Origin of the sequence: Aequorivita vladivostokensis (assembly GCF_000952855.1) — a bacterium.
Lineage (GTDB): Bacteria > Bacteroidota > Bacteroidia > Flavobacteriales > Flavobacteriaceae > Aequorivita > Aequorivita vladivostokensis.
Genome location: NZ_JSVU01000004.1, coordinates 356,155 through 380,159, shown reverse-complemented (window position 1 = coordinate 380,159; position 24,005 = coordinate 356,155). Strand labels below are relative to the sequence as shown.

21 protein-coding genes and 1 tRNA gene are annotated in these 24,005 nt (G+C 37.7%); 19 read left to right on the top strand and 3 right to left on the bottom strand.

All coding sequences use genetic code 11. From position 1 onward, the window contains the following. Positions 1 to 138 precede the first annotated feature (138 nt). The 6 genes from MB09_RS08740 to MB09_RS08715 all read left to right on the top strand — a co-directional run bounded on the left by MB09_RS08740 (position 139) and on the right by MB09_RS08715 (position 5,464). Positions 139 to 795, top strand: coding sequence for a metal-dependent transcriptional regulator (locus tag MB09_RS08740; RefSeq protein ID WP_045080510.1), 657 nt, complete (start codon positions 139 to 141; stop codon positions 793 to 795). 46 nt (positions 796 to 841) lie between these two features. Then, positions 842 to 1,747 carry a metal ABC transporter solute-binding protein, Zn/Mn family gene (locus tag MB09_RS08735; protein ID WP_045080509.1) on the top strand — a complete coding sequence of 302 codons (906 nt, stop codon included), beginning with the start codon at positions 842 to 844 and terminating at the stop codon, positions 1,745 to 1,747. Positions 1,748 to 1,767: 20 nt separating this feature from the next. Next, positions 1,768 to 2,508 carry a metal ABC transporter ATP-binding protein gene (locus tag MB09_RS08730; protein WP_045080508.1) on the top strand — a complete coding sequence of 247 codons (741 nt, stop codon included), beginning with the start codon at positions 1,768 to 1,770 and terminating at the stop codon, positions 2,506 to 2,508. A 156-nt stretch (positions 2,509 to 2,664) separates the two neighbouring features. After that, complete coding sequence (locus MB09_RS08725) at positions 2,665 to 3,777, top strand: metal ABC transporter permease (protein ID WP_045080507.1); 1,113 nt, start codon at positions 2,665 to 2,667, stop codon at positions 3,775 to 3,777. Then, entirely contained in the window at positions 3,774 to 4,934 is a 1,161-nt protein-coding gene (locus MB09_RS08720) for a metal ABC transporter permease (RefSeq protein WP_045080506.1), read from the top strand. Before MB09_RS08725 ends, MB09_RS08720 begins: the two co-directional genes overlap by 4 nt. A gap of 113 nt (positions 4,935 to 5,047) precedes the next feature. Next, on the top strand, positions 5,048 to 5,464 hold the full coding sequence (locus MB09_RS08715; RefSeq protein WP_045080505.1) for a hypothetical protein: 417 nt from the start codon (positions 5,048 to 5,050) through the stop codon (positions 5,462 to 5,464). 404 nt (positions 5,465 to 5,868) lie between these two features. Here MB09_RS08715 and feoB read toward each other — a convergent pair whose 3' ends face one another. From feoB to MB09_RS08700, 3 genes are all read right to left on the bottom strand, one after another. Further along, a complete protein-coding gene (feoB, locus tag MB09_RS08710) occupies positions 5,869 to 7,968 on the bottom strand; it encodes a ferrous iron transport protein B (protein ID WP_045080504.1) in 2,100 nt (699 codons plus the stop codon). A gap of 6 nt (positions 7,969 to 7,974) precedes the next feature. Beyond that, positions 7,975 to 8,202 (bottom strand): FeoA family protein, encoded by a 228-nt coding sequence (locus MB09_RS08705; protein ID WP_045080503.1) that lies wholly within the window; start codon positions 8,200 to 8,202, stop codon positions 7,975 to 7,977. Between the two features lie 108 nt (positions 8,203 to 8,310). Further along, on the bottom strand, positions 8,311 to 8,976 hold the full coding sequence (locus MB09_RS08700) for an SCO family protein (RefSeq protein ID WP_045080502.1): 666 nt from the start codon (positions 8,974 to 8,976) through the stop codon (positions 8,311 to 8,313). Positions 8,977 to 9,106: 130 nt separating this feature from the next. On the opposite strand from MB09_RS08700, the gene MB09_RS08695 reads away from it, so the two are divergent. The 13 genes from MB09_RS08695 (at position 9,107) to MB09_RS08635 (ending at position 23,997) form a co-directional block, all read left to right on the top strand. Then, positions 9,107 to 11,041 (top strand): M1 family aminopeptidase, encoded by a 1,935-nt coding sequence (locus MB09_RS08695; protein WP_045080501.1) that lies wholly within the window; start codon positions 9,107 to 9,109, stop codon positions 11,039 to 11,041. 257 nt (positions 11,042 to 11,298) lie between these two features. Continuing rightward, positions 11,299 to 12,630: an RIP metalloprotease RseP gene (gene rseP / locus MB09_RS08690; RefSeq protein ID WP_045080500.1), complete on the top strand. Its 1,332-nt coding sequence runs from the start codon at positions 11,299 to 11,301 to the stop codon at positions 12,628 to 12,630. Between the two features lie 258 nt (positions 12,631 to 12,888). Further along, on the top strand, positions 12,889 to 13,476 hold the full coding sequence (locus MB09_RS08685) for an RNA polymerase sigma factor (protein WP_045080499.1): 588 nt from the start codon (positions 12,889 to 12,891) through the stop codon (positions 13,474 to 13,476). Beyond that, entirely contained in the window at positions 13,463 to 14,197 is a 735-nt protein-coding gene (locus tag MB09_RS08680; protein ID WP_045080498.1) for a tetratricopeptide repeat protein, read from the top strand. The genes MB09_RS08685 and MB09_RS08680 overlap by 14 nt, the downstream gene beginning before the upstream one ends. 113 nt (positions 14,198 to 14,310) lie before the next feature. After that, positions 14,311 to 14,384 (top strand) — tRNA-Asn (locus MB09_RS08675). Between the two features lie 123 nt (positions 14,385 to 14,507). Then, complete coding sequence (locus MB09_RS08670; RefSeq protein WP_045080497.1) at positions 14,508 to 15,116, top strand: hypothetical protein; 609 nt, start codon at positions 14,508 to 14,510, stop codon at positions 15,114 to 15,116. 108 nt (positions 15,117 to 15,224) lie between these two features. Further along, a complete protein-coding gene (locus tag MB09_RS08665; RefSeq protein ID WP_045080496.1) occupies positions 15,225 to 16,109 on the top strand; it encodes a DUF6617 family protein in 885 nt (294 codons plus the stop codon). A gap of 123 nt (positions 16,110 to 16,232) precedes the next feature. Beyond that, a complete protein-coding gene (locus tag MB09_RS08660; protein ID WP_045080495.1) occupies positions 16,233 to 16,526 on the top strand; it encodes a helix-turn-helix transcriptional regulator in 294 nt (97 codons plus the stop codon). A 4-nt stretch (positions 16,527 to 16,530) separates the two neighbouring features. Continuing rightward, positions 16,531 to 17,424: a hypothetical protein gene (locus MB09_RS08655; protein WP_045080494.1), complete on the top strand. Its 894-nt coding sequence runs from the start codon at positions 16,531 to 16,533 to the stop codon at positions 17,422 to 17,424. A 62-nt stretch (positions 17,425 to 17,486) separates the two neighbouring features. Then, positions 17,487 to 18,719, top strand: a complete 1,233-nt coding sequence (locus MB09_RS08650; RefSeq protein WP_045080493.1) for a site-specific integrase — start codon at positions 17,487 to 17,489, stop codon at positions 18,717 to 18,719. 110 nt (positions 18,720 to 18,829) lie between these two features. Further along, positions 18,830 to 19,696, top strand: a complete 867-nt coding sequence (locus MB09_RS08645) for an AAA family ATPase (RefSeq protein ID WP_045080492.1) — start codon at positions 18,830 to 18,832, stop codon at positions 19,694 to 19,696. After that, a complete protein-coding gene (locus MB09_RS08640; RefSeq protein WP_045080491.1) occupies positions 19,665 to 20,696 on the top strand; it encodes a DUF3871 family protein in 1,032 nt (343 codons plus the stop codon). The genes MB09_RS08645 and MB09_RS08640 overlap by 32 nt, the downstream gene beginning before the upstream one ends. A gap of 76 nt (positions 20,697 to 20,772) precedes the next feature. Further along, positions 20,773 to 23,997: a hypothetical protein gene (locus tag MB09_RS08635; RefSeq protein ID WP_045080490.1), complete on the top strand. Its 3,225-nt coding sequence runs from the start codon at positions 20,773 to 20,775 to the stop codon at positions 23,995 to 23,997. The last annotated feature ends 8 nt before the right edge of the window (positions 23,998 to 24,005 follow it).

Sequence of the window (24,005 nt, the reverse complement as noted above, 5' to 3'; positions counted from 1 at the left end):
ATTTTCCAAATTCATTTCCATCCAATTTTTCTTAAAATAATCTTCAGCTTAAACTGAAAATAGCTTCACATCTACTTTTTTAGATACAACTAAAAATAAAATATACACATATAGAAAAATGTTTTTACCTTTGTGCCTATGTTTACATTAGCCGAAGAAAATTATTTGAAAGCCATCTTTCATTTGGAGCACGAAAGCGCGGGGGAAGTGAGTACCAATGCCATTGCCGAAAGCATGGAGACCAAACCCTCTTCCGTGACGGATATGATTCAAAAATTGGCCGAAAAAAAGTTGGTTGTCTATAAGCGGTACAAAGGGACACAGCTAACCGAGAAAGGGAAAAAGATAGCCGCAAACGTGATAAGAAAGCATAGGCTGTGGGAAGTGTTTTTGGTTGAAAAGCTACATTTTCATTGGGACGAGGTACACGATATAGCCGAGCAACTGGAGCACATACAGTCGGACGAACTCATTACCCGCCTCGACAAATACTTGGGCAGCCCCGATTTTGATCCCCACGGCGACCCCATCCCAGATAAGCACGGTGTATTGAAACGTACTGAAAAGAAATTGCTCTCTGAAATTGAGAAAAACGAACAGGGCGTTTGCGTGGGCGTGAAAGAATCAAGCCCCGAGTTTCTGCAATATCTCGATAAAAAGAAAATAAGCATCGGCACCAAAATCAAGGTTTTGGGCAAGGAGTTTTTTGACGGTTCCATGGTAATCCAAGTGGGGAACGATCAGTTTTTCATTTCACATAAAATAGCGGAAAACCTTTACGTACAAACGCTCTAAAAGGTTTTCTTCGGAAATGTCTTTTTCAAATTAAAAGAAACTAAAAATGAAAAAATTTATAGTCCTAATCCTTTTTGCTTCCGTCTTTGGCTGTAACAATGCGCCCGAAGACAATGGCAAACTAAAGGTTGTCACCACCACGACCATGCTTACCGACCTAGTTTTTGAAATTGGCGGCGAGCACGTTTCATTGCAAGGTTTGATGGGCGCTGGCGTAGATCCACATCTTTACAAGGCGAGCGAGGGCGATGTATCAAAACTTTACGAGGCCGACATTATTTTTTACAGCGGCCTGCATCTGGAAGGAAAACTGGTGGATATTTTCGAAAAAATGGAAGGGCAAAAAAACACCGTTTCCCTGGGAGATAAGTTGCCGAAGCAGGAATTGATTTCTTCGGCATATTTCGCCTCAAATTACGATCCGCACGTTTGGTTCAATATTCAATTCTTTAAGCAGTTTGCACAAATTGTAACTGACGAGCTTTCAAAAGCAGATCCCGAAAATGCCGAAAGCTATTCCCAAAACAACCAAGATTATCAGAAAAAATTGGACGCTCTTGAAAGTGAAGTCAAGGCCATTATCGCAACGCTTCCTCCGGAAAAGCGAATTTTAGTTACCGCCCACGATGCCTTCAATTATTTTGGAAAGGCGTACGATTTTCAAGTGGTGGGATTGCAGGGAATTTCCACGGCTACCGAAGCGGGCGTAAAAGACGTTCAGAACCTTTCGGAATTTATCATTCAGAACAACATAAAAGCCATTTTCGTGGAAAGTTCCGTACCCCGAAGAACCATCGAGGCACTGCAACAGGCAGTACTTTCAAAGAACCACGAGGTAGAAATCGGCGGCTCGCTCTACAGTGATGCGCTCGGCGACCCCGGGACCGAGGAAGGCACGTATATCGGGATGTTTAAATACAACGTAAACACTATCGTAAACGCGCTGAAATAAATAGATAAACAGCACCAAACATGGAAAATCAAAGCCTGGCAGTACAGATAGACGACCTTACCGTAGCCTATAACTACAAACCCGTCTTGTGGGACATAGACCTATCGGTTCCCGAAGGGGTGCTAATGGCAATCGTGGGCCCCAACGGCGCTGGAAAATCTACGCTTATAAAAGCTATTTTAGGCATTATTAAACCCATTGCGGGCACCATTTCCATTTTCGGAAAACCGTATGCCAAGCAACGAAAATTGGTAGCATACGTTCCCCAAAAGGGAAGCGTGGACTGGGATTTCCCCACCACGGCCCTTGATGTGGTGATGATGGGTACCTACGGTAGTTTGGGATGGATAAAACGCCCGGGACAGAAAGAGAAAAAGATTGCCTTGGAATCCATGGAAAAGGTGGGAATGCTTCCCTATAAAAACAGACAAATAAGCCAATTGAGCGGCGGACAGCAGCAACGCGTTTTTCTGGCAAGGGCCTTGGCACAGGATGCTTCCATATATTTTATGGACGAACCCTTCCAAGGTGTTGATGCTACTACCGAAATTGCCATCATCAATATTTTAAAGGAATTGCGCAAGGCGGGAAAAACGGTAGTCGTGGTGCATCACGATTTGCAGACCGTTCCCGAATACTTTGATTGGGTAACATTTTTAAATGTGAAGAAAATAGCCACGGGACCGGTAAAGGATATTTTTAATGATGATAACCTTACCAAGACATATGGGATTAATTATAAGGTGGCGGTTAATAAATAGTCTTTAGTCGGTAGGCGATAGACGGTAGACGGTAGATGATAGAAAAATTTGAAATAATAAAGTACCAAATAACAAACCCAAGACCAAACCCACTACCGACTAACTAAAGACTACCGACTAACTAAAGACTACCGACTAAAAAAACTGTCAACTAAAATGCAAGAATATTTCAACTTACTCTGGACCGATTACACCCTGCGCACCATAACGCTGGGAACGGCTGTATTGGGCGCGATTTGCGGGATGTTGGGTAGTTTTGCGGTACTTCGAAAGGAGAGCTTGTTGGGAGATGCAATTTCGCACGCGGCTCTTCCGGGCATCGCTTTGGCCTTTTTGATTACTGGCGCCAAAGATTCTGGAACGCTATTGTTGGGGGCGTTGGTGAGTGGTTTGATAGGAACTTTTTGGATTCGGGGCATTACTTCAAAAACACATTTAAAGAGCGACACGGCCCTGGGGCTGATACTTTCTATCTTTTTCGGTTTTGGGATGTTGTTGCTTACTTTCATTCAAAAACAACCAAACGCCAATCAGGCAGGATTGGACAAATACCTCTTTGGACAAGCTGCAACACTTGTGGAAAGTGATGTGAAATTGATGATTATCGTTATCGGAATTTCACTTTTCGTAATGCTTCTCTTTTGGAAGGAATTCAAAATACTACTTTTTGATGCAGACTATACCAAAACCTTGGGTTTCAACACAAAATTTATCGACGTACTGATTACCTTTTTAATAGTATTGGCCATAGTTTTAGGCCTGCAGACCGTGGGCGTGGTATTGATGAGCGCTATATTGTTAGCCCCAGCTGCCGCGTCACGCCAATGGACCAACAATCTAGGTACAATGGTTTTGCTCTCGGCCTTGATTGGAGCCTTTTCAGGGGTATTCGGTACGGCCATTAGCGCCAGCCAGAACAATCTTTCCACTGGTCCTGTAATCGTTTTGGTTGCCGGGGCATTCGTTTTATTCTCCTTTATATTTTCTCCGAAGCGGGGATTATTGTTCCGCGAAATACGCTTTCGTAAAAACCGTACCGATCTAAAACTGATGAAAACCCTTCAATTTATGTACGGAATTGCACAGGACCACGAGAATATTTCGCATCCGCACGCCATTCGTATTCTGAACAACTTTCAAGGTTACACAAGAGATTCGCTTAAAAAGTTAGAACACGAAGGGTGGATATCCATCGATGGACAGCAATGGGCAATGACTCCCAAGGGTTATAAACAGGCACAGGAAATGTATAATCAGCAAAAAAAATGAGTAACCCGCAGATAGAAATACAGCTTATTGCGGCCATTGTGGCTATGGCCTGTGCCATTCCGGGCGTGTTTTTGGTGCTTCGGAAAATGGCACTGATAAGCGATGCCATAAGCCACGCCATTCTTCCGGGCATCGTCATCGGGTTTTTTATAACGCAGGATTTGAATTCACCCTTACTTATTCTTTTGGCGGCATTCACTGGAGTGATTACCGTGGTTTTAGTGGAATTTATCCAGAAAACGGGATTGGTAAAGGAAGATACCGCCATCGGCCTCGTTTTTCCGGTTTTGTTTAGCATCGGCGTCATCCTTATTGCGAAAAATGCGAACGATGTGCATCTGGATGTTGACGCAGTTTTATTGGGCGAACTCGCCTTCGCGCCCTTTGATAGACTTATGGTTGGCGGCTCGGATTGGGGCCCGAAATCCCTGTGGGTTATGGGAAGCATTTTAGTGATAACCGTAAGCCTTCTCCTGTTATTTTTCAAGGAATTAAAGGTAACCACCTTTGATGCCGGGCTCTCTTCGGTGCTGGGAATATCGCCGGTGATTATGCATTATGGCTTAATGTCGGTTTCGTCCATTACCGTCGTTGGTGCCTTTGATGCCGTGGGCGCAATATTAGTGGTAGCTTTAATGATAGCACCTGCCGCCACGGCCTATTTGCTCACCGAGGACTTAAAAAAAATGATTTGGCTTTCCGTATTATTTGGCGTCTTTTCGGCCATTTCGGGATATTGGGTAGCTAATATTCTCGATGCTTCCATCTCTGGCTCCATCGCCACTACCTTGGGCGTTATCTTTTTGGCTGTTTATCTTTTCGCTCCAAAAAAAGGACTTATTTCGGTGCTCTACCGCCAAAAACAACAACGCATTGAGGTTTCGCTCATAACATTTCTTCTTCACTTAAATCGGCACGAGGAAGAAAGTGAACGGCACATAAATCATTTGCAGGAGCATATAAACTGGCAGGCCGTTCGTGCAAGAACCGTATTGGATTTGGCCGAGAAAAACAATCTTATTGAGATAGAAAATGATGTGGTTTCCCTTACTGAAAAAGGGTTGGCATTCACTGAAAAATCGCTGGAATATATCATAAACAACAAAGATGAAAAGATAGAACCGATGAAAGAGGATTTTTTCCTTTTCCGCGGATAAGATATCCATCTCAAAATTTATTGGGGTGTTTTACCCAATTAAGTGATTTTTGGCGGTCTGTTTTTTGGCACTATTTTTTAATGTATCTTTAAAATTGATAAAATCAAAACACGATGAAAAATTCACTTTTAGCGATTGTTATACTTTTTTCAACCTTCGCATTTGGACAGGAAGATACGGCAGAAACCCCAAAAATTGGGGTGAAAATTCCCAAAGGGGAAACTGTAGTTTTGAAAGGTGTTGCCGTCAAGTTTATGGAAGTGGTTGAAGATTCCCGCTGTCCCGAAGGCGTGAATTGCATCTGGGCCGGACGTGCCATTGTAAAGGCAAAAGTTACGGCAAACGGAAAATCTGAAGAAAAACTGTTGACCTTTGGCGAGGTAAGGCCCGGAGAGGAAAAAAATACAAATCTTTATAGTTCCGCTAGCTTTGCAATAAATGGATTGTCATTAAAACCTTATCCAACCGCAGAAAGTGCGGGCAATATCGATAATTATGTCTTGTTGGTTTGTGAAGAGAAGAACAACTGATTAATGGCAACCACAGTCCTTTTTGCCACATTTTGTTTTTCCGCCGTCCAAGGTACCGCTTGAGTTTTGGCGCGCTTCAAAAATGGGGTTCCAAACAAACTTTTTAAGCAAAAAGCCCGCTGCGAGTGAAAACGTGATTAGTACCAATATTGTTTGCATAGCGCAAAGATACTTTAAAGAAAATCATATTACAAATATCGCATTTCAGAAGAAACGCCAAGCTGGTCTTGTTTTTTACCGCAATTAATGGAAGCTACACTTACTGCAATCAGAATGGTCTCCGGGTTTATTTCTTTTTTTCTCGGTTTGAAAAGGATTCCAGACAAATCGGGTAATAAGAAAGCATATTGCGCACACAAAAGTTATAAGAACAAGTAAAGTCTGCATAATAGGAATATTTTCATCTATTTCAAAAATTGATAGGCGGCCAAAGCGACCACATAGGCAATGGCGCTCATTACGACCAATTGCCACATTGGCCATTTCCAACTGTTGGTTTCCTTTTTCACCACGGCCAAGGTACTCATACACTGCATCGCAAAAGCGTAAAACAGCAATAGCGAAACCCCACTCGCAAAATTGAAGAGCGGCCCGCCCAAAACTGGGTTTACCTCCGCGGCCATCCGGCTTTTTATGGTCTGCTCATCGTCGCTCCCTACGCTGTAAATGGTTGCGAGCGTGCCCACAAAAACCTCCCGCGCGGCAAAAGAGCTTACAATGGCAATTCCTATTTTCCAATCATATCCCAAAGGTCTAACGGCTGGCTCAATGGCGTGGCCTATCCTTCCTATATAGGAATGTTCCAATTTAAAACTTTCAATATGGCTTTCTATAACCTCTTCGGAAACATCCTGTCCTGCATAGTCGGCACGTACAATTTCCTCGGCTCGGTTAAATTGTCCGGGGCCATAGGAAGCCATTACCCAAAGAATAATGGAAATAGCGAGAATAATCTTACCTGCCCCAAAAACGAAGGCCTTGGTTTTTTCAACAACGGTAATAAACACATTTTTGGGAAGCGGGAGCTTATAATTGGGCATTTCAACCACAAAAAAACTTTTGCTTCGTATTTTCAAAATCTTGTCCAGCAAATAGGCCGAAAATATGGCAGCGCCAAAGCCCAGGATATACATAAACATAAGGGTAAGTCCCTGTAGGCTGAAAATTCCCAAAACTCGGGTATCGGGAATTACCAACGCAATAATTATCAAATAAACTGGCAGGCGCGCCGAACAGGTGGTAAAGGGCGTCACCAAAATAGTTATCAACCGTTCCTTCCAATTCTCAATATTTCGGGTTGCCATAATTGCGGGAATGGCACAGGCAGTTCCTGCCACCAACGGCACCACGCTTTTTCCGCTGAGTCCAAAACGCCGCATCACTCTGTCCATCAAAAAGACCACACGGCTCATATAGCCCGTTTCTTCCAAAATGGAAATAAATAGGAATAAAAACGCAATCTGGGGAATAAAAATGACGATTCCGCCGAGCCCGGGAATAATTCCTTCAGCTATTAAATTTGTAAAATCGCCCGGTGGCAGGGTATTTTTGGCCCATTCGCTGAAAGACGCAAAGGTACTGTCAATAAAATCCATCGGGTAGGCGCTCCAGTCAAAAATTGCTTGAAAAATGAGCAGCAGTATTCCGAAGAAAATTACGTAACCCCAAACCTTATGGGTCAAAACACGGTCTAAGCGGCTCCGTAAATCCTTGGCGTTTGCGGTGTCTATGTGAAGGGTTTCCTTTAAGGTTTCATTTATAAATTGATAGCGGGCCACGGTTTCCTTTTGCTGTAGCCGTTTCAAATTGCTCACCGATTCCGTCTGAAAAGAGGCGACTCCCTTCAGTTCATTCCGGTCGAGCTTTCCAAAATTGACGTCCTGGGTTATTACCAACCATAATTTATAAAGATCCTGGTTTGGAAAGGCCTTTCGCAAACGGTCAAAATATTCGGGCGATATGCTCGAGGCATTCAAGCAGGGTTTTGTGGAGAGTTGGTTGTAGTTTTCAATCAATTCCTTTAAATAATCAAAACCAAGATTTTTTCGCGAACTGATAAGTGCAATTTTGGTCTGCAACTTTTCTTCCAGCAAAGGCACATCCAAGGTTATGGCCTTCCTTTTCATCCGGTCAGACATATTTATGGCGAGAATTGTGGGTATCCCCAAATCCTTTATTTGCGTGAAGAGCAGCAGGTTTCGCTTTAGGTTTTCCACGTCGGCGACCACCACGGCTACATCGGGAAAGTCTTTATCGTTTTTGTTGAGCAGCAGTTCAATAACCACATTTTCATCCAACGAGGAAGCGTTTAGGCTGTAGGTACCGGGCAAATCGAGTATATGTACCTTGCAAGCGCGACCGAACTTGCAGGTGCCCTGTTTTTTTTCAACAGTAATGCCGGGATAGTTCCCCACTTTTTGGTTTAAACCGGTAAGCCTATTGAATACCGAGGTTTTTCCGGTATTCGGGTTTCCAATAAGTGCAACGTTAATGTGTTTTGCCATTACTATCTATATCAATTCAATTTCAATCTTGCTGGCGGTTTCCTTGCGAATGGCCAGATGGCTTCCGTTGATATTCAGATACAGCGGATCGTTGAAGGGAGCCATTTGGACCAAGGAGACCTCATTGCCGGGAAGACAGCCCATTTCCAAAAGCTTTAAAGGAACGGCATCTATTGAAAATTCCTTGATAATACCCCGTTGCCCTTTTTTAAGGGAAGCGATAGTTATGACCATCTTTTATTTAGATTGATTTTAAACAAGGCAAAAGTAAAGGAAAAAAAGGACGTGGGAAAAGACCTTTTGAGATATTTTAGGTGTGGAAATGAATTAAGCCTTCAGAAGTTAATCCTCCTGTTTCAAAATTTCAATATCTGCCAGTAGTTTTTCTATTGCTTCGGGATCGGTCCCGTCATAAAAACCGCGGATGCGCTTCTTTTTATCCACCAGAACAAAATTCTCGGTGTGCACCAGATCATTTTCCTGAAAGGGCACATCCTTTGCCGCGAGATACGATTTTCGGGCTAAGTCGTAAATTTCCTTTTTATCTCCGGTTACCAAATTCCATTTGGCATCATTCACGCCTTTTTCCAGAGCGTACTTTTTAAGTTGCGCCACGCTATCAATTTCGGGGGTAACCGTATGTGAAAGCAGCAGAACCCCATCGTCATTTTTAAGAGCTTCCTGAATTTTCACCATATGATCCGTCATTATTGGGCAGATGGTCTGGCAGGTAGTGAAGAAAAAATCCGCCACATAGATTTTGTCTTTATAATCGTCTTGGGTGATTGTTTTTCCGTTTTGGTTGGTAAGGCTAAAATCGGCAATGGTATGATATTTCTTCACATAATGAAGGGTGCTATCCACAAGCTCTTCGGAAACATCCGCTGGCTGGTAAATTTTCAGCATTTCCTTCGGCTTCATAAGTTGATAGATAATTGTGATGATTATGGCCGACAGAACAAATAACACCACCGCAAAGAATTTATATTTCCTGAAAAACGTAAGCATGACGTACAATTTTAGACTGAAATCAAATATATTTCGCCGCAAAAATAAGGGCTAAAAGTGGCAAAATGAATACATTTAACATCAGAAAAATTCAAGGCTACCCTGAATTGAAATTTAATATCAATTTCTAATGAAAACACTTATACTCTCCCTGTTATTTCTAAGCTCTTTTTTATCCTATCCGCAACAATTTCAAGATGACGTCAGCGAGGCCGAAGCCACGGCCGCAACGGGCTGGTTTGGCAAACCGGTAAACCTCAATACTGGCAATTACGATTTGAAATACCACCGATTGGAATTTACGGTAAACCCATCACAGGCCTTTATTACAGGGAAAGTGACTTCTTATTTTGAGGCAAAGGAAAACATGAACACCATAACCTTTGAACTTGTGGACAACATGACCGTATCGCAGGTTACGCAGCGCGGTACGCCGCTCAGCTTTACCCAAAACAACGATGATGAGGTTGTAATCACCCTTCCACAGATACAGGCGCAGGGAGTTCTGGATTCGCTATCGGTAAGTTATTCCGGAAATCCTGTTAGCTCGGGTTTTGGTTCTTTTGAAACGGACACCCACAATGGCGATCCTGTAATGTGGACCCTTTCGGAACCTTTCGGGGCAAAGGCTTGGTGGCCCTGCAAACAGGATTTGAACGATAAGATTGATATGATAGATGTCTATATTACCACACCCCGTTTCAATCCTTCCAATGAAGAATATATTGCCGTGGCCAACGGTCTGGAAATGGGACAGACCATCAACGGAAATAACAAGACTACCCATTACAGACATCAATACCCTATCCCGGCATACCTGATTGCCATTGCCGTAACCAACTATACGGTTTATTCGCATACGGTTGACAACAATGGAAATCCCTTTGAAATTGTTAACTATATCTATCCCGAAGACCTTTCATACGCACAATCCCGCACGCCAGTAACCGTGGATATTATGAACCTGTTTACCAATCTTTTTGAGCCCTACCCCTATGCTAATGAAAAATATGGGCACGCGCAGTTTGGCTGGGGCGGGGGCATGGAACATACTACAGTTTCCTTTATGGGCAGTCTGGGCCGTGGGTTAATCGCGCACGAACTCGCGCATCAATGGTTTGGCGATAAAGTTACCTGCGGTAGCTGGCAAGACATTTGGCTTAATGAAGGTTTCGCTACCTATCTCTCGGGACTGGTAGTGGAGGATTTTGATGGCGCCTCCGATTTTAGATCTTGGCGGCAGGATAAAATAGCTTCCATCACGGACTACCCCGATGGGTCTGTGTATGTTCCGGCGCAGGATACAACTTCGGTGAATCGAATTTTCAGCAGCAGGCTTAGTTATAACAAAGGTTCCATGGTGCTGCATATGCTTCGCAAGAAACTGGGCGATGCGGTCTTCTTTCAAGGTTTGAAGAATTATTTGGCAGACCCGGCCTTATCTTATGGCTATGCCAAAACGCCAGACCTCATCCGAAATATGGAGGTCGCTGCGGGAGGCGAAGACCTTTCGGAATTTTTTAACGACTGGATTTACGGCGAAGGCTACCCTCGCTATACTATCACGTGGAACCAAGCCGGCGGACAATCTAATATTAACGTGGAAATATCGCAGACCCAGAGCCACCCTTCCGTTTCATTTTTTGAGGCGCCCGTACCCTTACGCATTATTGGCACCCAGGGAGAGACCTTGGACATAGTGTTGGACAACACCCAAAACAATCAATTTTTTCAACCTATTGTCGGTTTTACGGTGCAAAGTGTTCAATTTGACCCCGACTATCATTTAATTTCCCGCAACAACAATGTGGTTTTGGGAACAGAGAGTTTTGCACTGGACCAACAATTTGTTCTTTATCCAAATCCAACTTCGGGAATGATTAATCTGGTGAAACCAGCCGCAATTAATGTCGAGGAAATCAATATTTACAATGCCTTGGGACAATTGTTGTTTGCTGAAAAGTTTTCAGAAAGAATAGATATTTCGAAATTTTCAAACGGAATCCTGTTCTTTCAGATTGAAACTTCCGAAGGAACAATCAATAAAACGGTTGTGAAGGAATAACTTTTTTCAACTACAAATAGGACTATAAAACCTTAAGAAAAAAACAATATCTACTTGTAATTTTTGGTAAAAAATCCTGATTTTGAATCACAAATAAGCGGGAACACCCCCGCTTATTTTTTTTGCAAGCTCTAAAAGGTTACTTTTGTGCGATTTTTTGCTGAATCCAATACGGAGAAAGCAACTTATTTTAGGCTCGATTTTGGTATCGAGTGATAAAAAATTGAGTCTATTCATAAAAATATATTTAAAAAACTATGAGTCCATTTGCTGTTAAAGCTATACAACTTCTTTTAAGTCTTTCTTTTCTTATTGTGCTGCACGAGCTGGGGCACTTTATTCCCGCAAAACTTTTTAAGACCCGTGTTGAGAAATTCTATCTCTTTTTTGATGTGAAATTTTCGCTCTTCAAAAAGAAAATTGGCGAGACCGTTTATGGAATCGGTTGGTTGCCCTTGGGCGGTTACGTAAAAATCTCGGGAATGATAGACGAGAGCATGGACAAGGAGCAGATGGCCCAGCCGCCGCAACCGTGGGAATTCCGAAGCAAACCGGCCTGGCAACGATTGATAATTATGCTTGGCGGGGTTACGGTAAATATTATTGTTGGTTTCGTTATTTATATGGGCATATTATATGTTTATGGTCGAAATATTACCACGAACGACGATCTACCTCAAGGTTTTGCGGTAACCGAACAATTTAAGGAATACGGTTTTCAGGATGGCGATCAGATCTTAAGCATCAACGGCGAACCGTTGGACGACGTATTGGAGATAAACCGATATATTTTTGTTCGCGATGTTTCAAAAGTAGAAGTAAAGCATGCCGACGGCAGTATTGAAATTATTGAAGTGCCCGAAGATGCCGGGTCAAAAATGTTTGAAAGCGGTATTATGCCTGCCTTTACACCGCGACAAGGTACAATTATAGATTCAGTTTGGGCAGACTATCCCGCGCAGAAGGCTGGGGTTTTAGTAGCAGACAAAATTGTTTCAATAAACGGTCAAGAAGTTCAGTATCTCGATGAATTTCAGAAAATTGCCGAGGCTAACAAAGGAAATGAAAATATTGTGGTAATAGCCAGAGGCAATCAGCTGGATACATTAAAAATTATTCCTGATGATAAAGGAACTTTTGGCATTACTTTTTCGAACGAAAAGTTGCGTTCGCAGTTGGGTCAAACCAAAATAGAATATACGCTTGGTGAAAGCATAGTTGGAGGATTTGGATTCGGTTATAATACCTTTAGGGATTATGTGGCACAGTTTAAATACGTTTTTACTAAAAAAGGAGCGACCCAAGTGGGCGGCTTTGGGGCCATTGGCAATCTGTTCCCCGACGTTTGGGACTGGCAGAGCTTTTGGGCCACCACGGCCTTGATTTCAATTATACTTGCGTTTATGAACATCCTGCCCATTCCAGCCTTGGACGGTGGCCACGTAATGTTTCTTTTATATGAAATCGTAACAGGCCGTAAACCGAACGACAAATTTATGGAGTACGCCCAAATGGTCGGCTTTTTCATTTTAATAGCCTTGGTGCTCTTTGCCAACGGAAACGATATCTATCGTTGGTTGTTTGAATAATAACCTACTATTATAAAACTTTTTTAAAAATACTTCGGCAATTTAACCGAAGTATTTTTTTGGACTTTTGCGATGACATTTCGGTGTCCCTTCCGATGTATTCGAAAATGGCAAAGGCAATTTTTGGACTTTTTGCACGATATTAGGTAGAAGGAAGTGTTCATTTAAACGAAAAAAAAGGGCTATTTACCCTAAGTTGTTCAAAAATCATAAAACGATTGCAGATAAATTGTATCTTTCTGTATTGTTTTACAACCCATGCAGAAGCAAAACATCCAAAAATTAGACGATTTGCCATTTAACCGAACGGTAGCACTCATCAAACAAAATGATGCTGCCACCTTAAAGGATTTATACATAACCAACTTTGCAAAGGTGAAGCGTTACGTACTCAAAAACAGCGGCGACGAGCAGCAGGCCAAGGACGTGTACCAAGAGGCGTTCGTAGCCATGTGGCGAAATATTAAAAACGACCGGTTTTCCGCAGAGAGCCAGACTGCCATTAACGGCTATCTGTTTCAGATTGCCAAATACAAATGGCTGGACCAGGTGCGCAGCGTGAAATATAAGAACACAACCTTTATAAATCGTGATATAGAATTTGAAGAGCCGGAAATAGACATTGAAGAATCAAACAACAAAAAAGTGAAAATAATCATGGATTGCATAGGCAATCTAAGCGAACGTTGCCAGACCTTGCTAAGGCTGTTTTATTTTGAACGGAAACCGTACAAAGAAATAGCCCAAATATTGGAAATGGATGAGGCTTCAGCCCGCAACGCAAAATATCGCTGTCAGGAACAATTAAAAAAAATGACCCAAACAATCCCCAATGGACTCAAATAACCAAATAGAGAACACTCAAGCAAACCAAGAGCTGATAGACGCATACTTGCTGGGCAAACTGGACACAGATGAGCTTGCCGAGTTCAATAGCCGCATGGATAGCTCCGCCGCTTTTCGTCTTATGGTGGAAGAACAGCGAGCCGTGATGCAAGGTATTGAGGAACAGAACCTCCAAAATACGCTGGATGCTTATCACGCCGAAATAAAAGAGGAACCCCAGAAAAAATGGCTATCGCGTGAGTGGCTTGCACTTGCCGCCTCGCTTGTAATATTGATTGGCGTAAGCACTTGGGCAATTTTAAACAATAGCAACTCTCCCGAAAAAGTATTTTCTTCCAATTTTAAACCCGATCCCGGATTGCCCACAACTATGGGGACTTCCTCAGATTACGACTTTTACCATGGAATGGTAAACTACAAACGCAAGGAATATGCTGAAGCCATTCACCGTTGGGAATCTCTTTACGCCGCCCATCCCGACAACGATACGGTGGTATATTTTCTCGGGGTTGCAAATTTGGCAAATGGCAACGCGCGCCAAGCCGAAAAATATCTGCAATTGGCCAAAAAAGAATCCAAGAGTGTTTTTTCTGAAGAAATAAGATTCTACTTGGCCCTTGCCCTTTTAAAGGGAAATAAAATAGAGGAAGCAAAGACAGTTTTAGAAAACAGCGAAACTGCTGCAAACAAATTGCTCCTCAAAGAAATAGAAGGTTTATAGATTTTTGAACCAAAATATTGTTCTCCACAAATCTGCCACAAATTTGATAAAGTTTCATTTTTTATTTTGACGGAATTAAAAAATAGGTATATTTGCAACCGCTAAAGCGAAATTCCTCCTTAGCTCAGTTGGTTAGAGCATCTGACTGTTAATCAGAGGGTCCTTGGTTCGAGCCCAAGAGGAGGAGCAGAATGAATACAAGCCTTCACAGAAATGTGGAGGCTTTTCTGTTTTTAGTGGGTTAAACATAGGTTAAACATTTGTATTTTTATATCTTGAGATTTATTACCAAAGCATTTAAAATGTTAATATGAAAAAATTAATTTTTATTAGTTCATTATTTATGGCCTCATATTTATATGGACAGGATGTGATTATTAAAACAAATAAAGATTCAATTTCAAGCAAAATTTTAGAAGTTGGTGTTGATGAAATCAAATACAAAAGTTATGATAATTTAGAAGGCCCAATATTTATTATTCCTAAAAAAAACGTATCAAAATTGATTTTTGAAAATGGAAGTATTTTAAAAATTGAGGATTTTGATAATGTTGAAATGTCAATAGAAGAAACTAAAGAGTTGATTGTTGAATATATCAATAAGTATGGGTTTGTTTGGCAAAAAGAAAATCCATATAATGCACAGTTCGAAAATAATTTGTTGAGATTGACAGAACTAAATAGAAGAACAGGCGAACAGTATCCATATTCCAAGGTATATGATTTTACTGAGAATTGTGAGTTTCATGCACTATCATTGAGAGGGGCAGATGGATACATTAATGTTTTTCCAGATATTATTAGGGGAGATAAAAGGCAGGCTGGTTATAAATTGGTTATTGGGGTTCGTGGTCCTGAAAATGCTGAAATTTTGTATGATGCTTTAAAGAGATATAGTAAATCATTTGATAATAAATAATTTGTATTAACCTAGAAATTTGATTGCCTCCACTAATTTAGTAGAGGCTTTTCTATATTATAAATTTTAAACATTTTCGCATTCTACCAATAAATTTTTTCCCACATTATGAATAGCGACAATCAAATACTTTCATTCTACTTTGATTTGTTATTTGTAAATTCTATTGAATCTCTCAAAGCTTCCTTTGTTGGAAACAGTACACTTCGAAACAGAGGTTATGAATTTATTCCCGTATATGATTATTATATGAAGGATGAAATGGTTGAGGATAATGGGGCTACGCCAATATTTGTAACAGATATTATTAAGCGAGAAGATTTTCTTAATAGAATTTTAGTTTTCGAAAAAACCTCAATTCTTGAAAGAATAGAAGATAAAATATCCGCTTTAGATTCAATTCCAGCAAAACAAGATGTACTTTCGGGACTTTATGACGATTTAAATTCCCTTTTAAAAAGAGCAGGCAAGATTGAAAATGATGAGGTTTTTCTGATTGAAAGTTCATTGTTACAAATTTTAAATAGCCTTAAAGATAGATTTGGAAGTATTTTGGAACATCATCCAGTTTTTAAATATCTAGCTAAGGAATCTGATGTAACATTCTTTAAAAACAAGGATTTAAAATATAGTTTTTATGTCGATTTATATGAAGTAGCTTATTCTTTAGATATAATTCACGATGATGAAATTGATGAGGTGGATTTTATTAATGCATTCACAGCACCAAATCCTCATTTATTAGAGAAAAAAATTCACTTTACACAAAACAACTTTATTATAGCCTATTTTTTAGAACAATTAAAGCAATTCTTTCACGGCTTTACCCATTCTGCGATTGAGGAAAGTAAGGTTTTTTTAAACAAGCAGGGGAAACCACTTAGAAGTACTGATATTTATGCAGCCCTATCAAGGGGTAAGACCAAAAATGAAAATGAAAAATCTAAAATAGATTCTAAAATTTTAGACCTTAAATCAAGGTATCTGAAATAACCTTACATTCTACCTTACATTTTACCTTAACCCTCTCTTACCCTTTGAAAACAAAGGGTTTTTTGTTGCTTTTATTTGTGCCATTATTAATCAGGATGTGCACATCCATAACAATTAAAAGTTATGGAATTTATCCAAAATGAATTAAACGAAATAAAAGAACTTCTATTAAAACTTAACACACAGCAGAAGGAATTTTTTACAATTGAAGAGGCTTCAGAATATTTAAGTATATCCAAGTCAGCTCTCTACAAAAAAACCAAGGCTAAGGAAATAGCCTTTTATCAACCTGGAGGTAAAAAAATCTACTTCAAGAGGGAAGATATTGATAATTGGATATTGAAGGGTCAAGTGGAATCAACTGATTCCACAAGTCTAGAGATTGAGGAGTATTTGACTAGAAATTTAAAAAGCTAGTCCTATGATTGATTTTGTAAGACTACAGTACAAGGACAAGAGTAAAATTGAACCCTTTGTATGCAAGAAGGAAAATTTTGATGAACTATTAACTGAGCTGGAATACCACTCAGGAGAAATTCGATACCCCTACAAGGTGAAAATTGGTAGTATGGAACTAGGTATAAATGAAAAATCGGCTTATCTAAAAAATTCAATCCATAAGCTCTATAATGAAATGGTTTCAAAAAGAAGCCATAACCATAATGATTTTACTTATTCAGATTTGGTCAGTACCATTAATTATCTCGACAGCAAATTAACAGACATAAAAGCTACTAGGCTTACACAACTGGAATTTGGCTTAAATCTAAAATTATCGAAACCAGCAGAGCAAGTAATTTCAAACAATATAATACTTCACAATCTGGCATTATATAACCATAATGAACAGTTTGGTGGTAGGGGAGAATACAAACAGTTCAATCATTATAATTATTACTTCAAAATCTACGATAAGGCAAAACAATTCAATTTGAAATATGACCTAATCAGGTTTGAATTAAAATATAAAAACAGCAAGGGCTTTAATCCTTTTGGAGTATTTAATATTCACGATTTGAAGAAAAAAGATTGCCTAAGAAACCTTTTTAATGACTTACTCAAAAGGTTTGATGAACTGATAATAATTGACGACATACCTCCAAAATCAATAATACCCAGTGAAGATATAATCCAGTTGGAGAGATATATAAGTTTCAACTATTGGGAAAAGCTTTCAGAAAGGAAAAACAGAAACATTAAAAGCAGAGAACGAATAGCTTTTCAAAAGCTTCTTGAAAAAAACGATTTATTGAAAACGAAAAACTTACTGAGAAAAAGTTTGATTTTAAAATTTGAGGAATTAATTAATAAATAAAAGTTGTGACACATTCCTAAGTTACTATAACCGGAATTTGTCATCCTTCTAAAAAATAAATTATGGCAAGCATAAATATAATATTGAGGAACAAAGCAAACAAAAAAGGCTTATATCCAGTGGTTTTAAAGGTTATTAAGGATAGAAAAATTAAAGTAATCACATTAGGTCTTGAATGTTTAAAAAGCAATTGGGATAAAGATTCGGGGCAATTCAAAAAAACCGAAAAAAATTATATTCAAAGGAATAGGGTTCTGCTTAAACAAAGGGAAAAAGCACTAGCAATTATAACAGAATTTCAATTAGAAAATATTGATTTTACTCTAAACCAGTTTGAAGAAAAATTCAGAGGGAAAAAATCATCAAAAATTACAGTTTCAGAATTTTGGAAGGAAAAGATTTCAGATTTAAATGAGGCTGGAAGAACTGGAAATGCCAGAGCCTATAAGGATGTATATACTTCATTTTTTAAATTTCAAAAAAATAAGAGTTTGGTATTTAGGGAAATTACCCCTTCCCTACTTGATAAGTATGAAACCTATTTACGTAGTAAACAAAATACAGATGGTGGAATTGGTCTAAAAATGCGAGAAATCAGGGCGCTCTACAATGATGCAATCAAAAAAGGAATAGTAGATGAAAAGTATTATCCATTTAAGGTCTACAAAGTCTCCAAGCTAAAAGGCAAAGGAATTAAGAAAGCAATTTCCAGAGATGAAATGAAGTTGATGGAAGCACTTGATACAGAGAAATATCCTCATCTAGTTGATACTAAAAACTATATGATATTCAGCTATTATATGGGTGGAATGAATTTCATTGATATGATGAAGCTTAAATGGGATAATATTCAGGGGGATAGAATTTTATATATTCGTTCAAAAACCAAAGGTAGATTTACTGTAAAGATGGCTGAACCAGTTAAAAAGATAATTTCTTATTATCAATCTCAAAAGAGACCTACAGGATATGTATTTCCAATTTTATTAAAAGAAAACCTCACCCCAATGCAAGTAGAAAATAGGAAGCATAAAACCTTGCGAAAATTTAACAAGCAACTCAAGGAGATTGCGAAAATCCAAGGTGTAAAACAAAATGTTACTTCATATGTTATTCGCCATAGTTATGCTACAAATTTGAAGTTTGCAGGAATATCTTCAGATTTAATTGGGCAATCAATGGGGCATAGTGATGTAAGTGTTACGAATTCATATTTGAAAGAATTTGAAGATACTGTTATTGACGATGCTATGTCAAAGCTCTTGGAAGAACCCATACTGAAATATGCATCATAAAGCTGATAAAAAGGGCTCTCATTATTGAGGGCCTTTTTCATTATACACTGAATCTATTCATATCCAACTTAACAAATTCAAAATAATATTAACCTTCAAAAATTAAGAATATGCAATTACGACAATCAGAAAGAAAACAAGCCAAAATTAAAATGGCTTTACAAGGCTCCTCAGGCTGTGGAAAAAGTTTAAGTTCCCTTTTACTTGCTAAAGGACTAACTAATGATAATTTGGCTAAAGTCGCTGTAATAGATACAGAAAATGGCTCAGCTGACCTTTATGCCCATTTAGGTAATTACAATGTATTACAACTTCAACCACCTTTCACACCAGAAAAATATATTGAGGCTATTGAGGTTTGTGAAAAGGCGGGAATGGAAGTAATAATTTTGGATTCCATTTCCCAAGTGTGGGATGAGCTTTTGGATTTCCATTCAAAGTTACCCGGCAATTCCTTTGCAAACTGGAATAAGGTAACCCCAAGACAAAAAGCATTCATCAATAAGATTCTACAGGCTGATGCCCACATTATAGCTACAATGAGAACAAAACAGGATTATGTATTGCAACAAAAGGATGGAAAATTTGTGCCAGAAAAAGTAGGACTTAAAGCAGTGCAAAGGGATGATGTTTCCTATGAATTTACCATTGTTTTTGACTTAGACATCAAACATTTTGCAACTGCAAGCAAGGACAGAACCAATCTGTTTTCTGGCAGACCAGAATTCTTGATAAGTACAGCAACAGGGAAACGGATTTTAGAATGGTGCACATCTCCTATAAAAGAGCAGGATGTGAAGCAAAGAATAGAAGAATGTTTATCTGTAGGTCAGTTGATGGAGCTGTACAAAGAACATCCAAGTTTTCAGTTGCCATTAAAGACTGAATACCTAGCCAAAAAGGAACAATTGGAAAAATTAATTAACCCAAAAAACTTTTCACAAAATGGAAATCACACCAGTAGCACAGCACAATAGGCAGAACAATAGAGATATTTATTTTAATGAAGGTCAGCAACAAAATGCACCAGATTTAGAACTACCTTCAGAAAATAAAGGATATAAAAAGAACCCTTTTATAGAGGCTAATACGAAAAGTGTTAGCCTCTCACATTTAAAGGAAGATTGTGTAATACCAGTGTTCAGCAAGGACAATGAAATCACAATTAGCCACAGTCAGTTTATTGAATCTGCTATGGCCAGTGTTGCAAATGTTTTGGGAACAAACCTCAGCAAACCCGAAATTAGAATTAGTCATCAAATCAAGGGAAGGACACCAGATGCGCTTCAACTACCAATATCTGAATTGCAGGACCATCAAAAGACCACATATTATGAAAGAATGGCTTGGATAGCAAGAGTGCCATCCATAACTTCCAATATTGGGGGAAATGAGCTGGAATTGACTATTGGAGGTGTAAGAGCTTACAATCAAGAAAATTTGTATAGTAAAAAAAGTCCTGAAAAGTTCAAGTTCTTTATTGGGTTTCAAAATATGGTTTGCTGTAACCTTTGTATTTCAACAGATGGTTTTAGTAGTGAGATGAAAGCAGATAGTGTTGAGGTTTTGAACAACAATATTATTGAATTAGTTGAAGGTTATAACATTGACAAGCAATTGACATATATGACAAAATTTGAGAAGCAGAGAATGTCTGAAAGCCAATTTGCAAAATTGATAGGTAGGGCAAAATTATTTCAATATTTGCCAAAGGCTGAAAAAGCAAAATTGCCAGAGCTATTGCTTACAGATAGCCATTTTAATACAATAGCAAAGGACTTTTACGAAGATGAAAGCTTTTGCAGAAATAAAGATGGAGATATTTCTATGTGGAATGTCTATAATCTTTTCACGGGAGCCAATAAGAGTTCCTACATTGATACATTCCTGGAAAGGAATGAGAATGCCTTCACATTTGCTGAAGGTCTCTCAAAGGCAATTGAGGGTGATAGTAATTACTCTTGGTTTTTGAGTTGAATGACACCCAACTTCTTTCATTAGGAGTTGGGTTATTTTTAGTAACTTTCTCTTTCATGATAATTATTACTTCTGAATGGAAAATGAAGACTTTGATTTAAAAACTCCAAGGGATTTTTATAAAAACCTGAGACCTGAATACTTTTCAGATTCTGAGACTGTATATAAGGTAAAACTATCTAAAGAAGTATTAGCCTATGAAATAGAAAACATATCTGTAAATCAGAAACAAGACCAATTTGAATCCTTAGCAAGGAAACTGGCTGAGAAATTTATTGCGCCAAATTTAATTCCTCAAGTAGGTCCAACTGGAGGTGGTGATGGAAAAACAGATACCGAAACACATCCTGTTTCTGAAGAAATTTCTAATAAGTGGTATGTTCCTGATAATGGCTGGAAAAAAGATGAAAATTGGGCATTTGCTATATCTAGTAAAGAAGATTGGAGGGGTAAATTAAGAAGTGATATTAAAAGTATTCTATCCACTAAAAGAGGATATACCAAAATATTTTTTATTAGTAATCGTAAAATTTCTAGTAAGAAAAAAAAGGATGCACAAGATAAATTTAAAGAGGAATTCAATATAGATATTACTATACTTGATGGTGAGTGGATTATTGAAAAGATAATAAATAATGATTTAATACAAGTCGTTGTTGATTCATTAGGTTTATCAGATGTTTATAAAGAAAAGCAGATTCTTCAAGGAGCAAATGATACTGAAAGAAGAAAATTGATTGAAGATTTGGAGTTAGGTATATTAAACCCTAAGAGGTATTTTGAAATAGATTATCAACTTATCGAAGATTGTTTGCAAAGTGCTATTCTGTCTAGAGAGATAGAGGATTCAAGAGAAGTAATTGATGGGAAATTTTTAAGAGCTTTAAGATTTGCAAAAAAGCTTAATAATAAAAATCAACTTTGTAGGATATATTACCAACAAGCTTGGACCTCGATTTTTTGGTTTAATGATTTAGAGGTATTTGTTGAGAACTATTTATATGTAAAAGAACTTGTCAATAGTGATGCAAATATTAATTCAATAAAATTATATAGTACATTATTTACAATATTAAAAACACATAAAGAAGAACTCCACGAAACAGTAAACTTTAAAAACGAAAAGAAAACTTTCCATACTCTTTTAGAAATAGCCTCAAAAGATAAAAATCATCTTACCTTGGCATTAACTGCTAAAACTCTATATAATATTTCATTAATCTATGATTATTTAGATGAAGAAAAGGATTGTGAAACAATATTTTCAAAATTAGATGAAATAGTATGTAGTGCAGGTGGACATTTAAGTTACCCTTTTGATTCTACCTATAAATCTATTATGATTTTTGGAAAGCTTTTTCCCGAAAGTAAAGAATATGATAATTTAATAGAGAGCCTCGCTATAATTAATGAAAAGCGAAATTCAGAATTAGCAGCAAGTGATACTTTTATTAGAAGAGCAATTAATAAATTTGATGCGGGCCTGTATAAAGATGCTGTAGTTTTTTTAGGTAAGGTAATCGTCAAATTATCTAAAGAAGAGAGCGAACAACTTTTAATATTAAGCCTTCGACTCCTATCTAATTCTTATAGAAATTTAGGGCTTTTATGGGCATCTCATAACTGTCTATTGTTTGCTTCAGCAATGTCCTTAAAGACTTGGTTTAAAGAAGGATATGTTAATAAGAAAACTTATGACATATCAATTGATTTAGCAAAAAATGAAATTCTTTTGGGCAGAATCCCCTCCATATTATCTGTGTGTGAATTAATAAATGTTCTAGAGAAACAGGTGGAGATTAATTTAGATGAAGAAAGAGACAATACTCTTTCTTTTATAGATATTTCGTTATCCAACAGAATATTAAATTCTGAGTATTCTTCGAAAGAATTTAAAATAGCGCCAAATATTTTTGAGTCTGTGGGGCTAGAAATTTCTTCTGATACTTTATTATATATTTTAGGTCATACTAAGAAAGTTATTGAGTCTGTAGATAATGAAGAATTTGGAGAAGAAAAATTAAAGGAATTTATGTCAAATATAATAAGTCAACCAATAAAAAATCAATTTTTATATGAAACAGATTTTATTAATGAAAATGAAATAACATTTAAGACAATAATTTTAGGTGCTGAAATAGAGATTATATTTACAAAACAGAAAGATTTATTTTTGATTTCTGAAGCATTATTAGCTATTCTAGAAGGGTTTTTTTCTACATCATTTGATAATGTCGTTCCAATATCAGAAAAAATTATAATCAGATTAAATGAAAATCAGAAAGTTGAAACTCTAAATATTGTACCGCAAGAACAATCAAATGAGTTTTTGTTAGAACTTAATAGCACTAATTTTTTCAAATTGAAGTTTAGAGATGAGTTATGGAAAAACATTCTATTTTTTATAGCTACTATAATGTCAAAAAATTTTATGATAGATGACTCTAAGGAGTTTTTAAAAAATATTTTTGAAAAAGAAGAAGTTTATCATAGAGTTTCTTTAGCTTTTAATCATAACTCTTTTGCGTTAGATTTTTATGGAAATGACCCAAAATTATTCTTTGAGGATTGGTATAAAGAAAAGAAACATAAGACCTATGACAATATTAGAAAAGAACCAATGAATTTGGATATTAAGGAATTTAATATTGAAGAAGAAGAAAGTCCTAGAAAGGAAAAAGATTTTAAAAATATCCCACATAATAAGAGAAAAGTACATTCAATAGTTGATAGTCATTTATGGGATGAGGCTAAATGGAGAGCTTTTGGTTTTTTTATTGATAGAAATCATAAGTTAGGCTTAACTATATTGTTTGAAAATTTTGAGTCAGGTAAGAAAATATTTGATGCATGGAGGAAAGACATCGGTGAGATTGATGAAAAGGATAAAATTAGAATTGCTATTATAAAAGGGGTAAATAAAGGAAACCCCCATTGGTACAGGGTTCATGTTTCTAGTAATTTTACTAATCCAATAAAAGAAGGTGAAGTATCTGTGGTTTCATCTAGATTTCACGAGTTAAATGCAATAGATTCAAAAAATCTTGATAATCTTATTAATTATTATACCAGAGACAGTTCTTATACTCTATATCCTGCCTATATAGATAGTAAGGGGCAATTTACACCTGACTTAACTAGAGGAATTGAGAAAAAAGAATTAATCATTAAAAATGCTTGGGAAATTTCATTGAATGATATGGATTGTGTGATTATTAGAAAAGGAGATGAAGTAGTTATCCCTGAAAATATTGAAAATCCACCTGTTTTAGAAGTCTTAAAAAGAAAGATAAATTCTTAATAATATTG

What these genes read in the sequence shown, in the direction of transcription:
- MB09_RS08740 (WP_045080510.1), top strand. Translation starts at nt 139, where the DNA reads ATGTTTACATTAGCCGAAGAAAATTATTTGAAAGCCATCTTTCATTTG.
- MB09_RS08735 (WP_045080509.1), top strand. Translation starts at nt 842, where the DNA reads ATGAAAAAATTTATAGTCCTAATCCTTTTTGCTTCCGTCTTTGGCTGT.
- MB09_RS08730 (WP_045080508.1), top strand. Translation starts at nt 1,768, where the DNA reads ATGGAAAATCAAAGCCTGGCAGTACAGATAGACGACCTTACCGTAGCC.
- MB09_RS08725 (WP_045080507.1), top strand. Translation starts at nt 2,665, where the DNA reads ATGCAAGAATATTTCAACTTACTCTGGACCGATTACACCCTGCGCACC.
- MB09_RS08720 (WP_045080506.1), top strand. Translation starts at nt 3,774, where the DNA reads ATGAGTAACCCGCAGATAGAAATACAGCTTATTGCGGCCATTGTGGCT.
- MB09_RS08715 (WP_045080505.1), top strand. Translation starts at nt 5,048, where the DNA reads ATGAAAAATTCACTTTTAGCGATTGTTATACTTTTTTCAACCTTCGCA.
- feoB (WP_045080504.1), bottom strand. Translation starts at nt 7,968, where the DNA reads ATGGCAAAACACATTAACGTTGCACTTATTGGAAACCCGAATACCGGA.
- MB09_RS08705 (WP_045080503.1), bottom strand. Translation starts at nt 8,202, where the DNA reads ATGGTCATAACTATCGCTTCCCTTAAAAAAGGGCAACGGGGTATTATC.
- MB09_RS08700 (WP_045080502.1), bottom strand. Translation starts at nt 8,976, where the DNA reads ATGCTTACGTTTTTCAGGAAATATAAATTCTTTGCGGTGGTGTTATTT.
- MB09_RS08695 (WP_045080501.1), top strand. Translation starts at nt 9,107, where the DNA reads ATGAAAACACTTATACTCTCCCTGTTATTTCTAAGCTCTTTTTTATCC.
- rseP (WP_045080500.1), top strand. Translation starts at nt 11,299, where the DNA reads ATGAGTCCATTTGCTGTTAAAGCTATACAACTTCTTTTAAGTCTTTCT.
- MB09_RS08685 (WP_045080499.1), top strand. Translation starts at nt 12,889, where the DNA reads ATGCAGAAGCAAAACATCCAAAAATTAGACGATTTGCCATTTAACCGA.
- MB09_RS08680 (WP_045080498.1), top strand. Translation starts at nt 13,463, where the DNA reads ATGGACTCAAATAACCAAATAGAGAACACTCAAGCAAACCAAGAGCTG.
- MB09_RS08670 (WP_045080497.1), top strand. Translation starts at nt 14,508, where the DNA reads ATGAAAAAATTAATTTTTATTAGTTCATTATTTATGGCCTCATATTTA.
- MB09_RS08665 (WP_045080496.1), top strand. Translation starts at nt 15,225, where the DNA reads ATGAATAGCGACAATCAAATACTTTCATTCTACTTTGATTTGTTATTT.
- MB09_RS08660 (WP_045080495.1), top strand. Translation starts at nt 16,233, where the DNA reads ATGGAATTTATCCAAAATGAATTAAACGAAATAAAAGAACTTCTATTA.
- MB09_RS08655 (WP_045080494.1), top strand. Translation starts at nt 16,531, where the DNA reads ATGATTGATTTTGTAAGACTACAGTACAAGGACAAGAGTAAAATTGAA.
- MB09_RS08650 (WP_045080493.1), top strand. Translation starts at nt 17,487, where the DNA reads ATGGCAAGCATAAATATAATATTGAGGAACAAAGCAAACAAAAAAGGC.
- MB09_RS08645 (WP_045080492.1), top strand. Translation starts at nt 18,830, where the DNA reads ATGCAATTACGACAATCAGAAAGAAAACAAGCCAAAATTAAAATGGCT.
- MB09_RS08640 (WP_045080491.1), top strand. Translation starts at nt 19,665, where the DNA reads ATGGAAATCACACCAGTAGCACAGCACAATAGGCAGAACAATAGAGAT.
- MB09_RS08635 (WP_045080490.1), top strand. Translation starts at nt 20,773, where the DNA reads ATGGAAAATGAAGACTTTGATTTAAAAACTCCAAGGGATTTTTATAAA.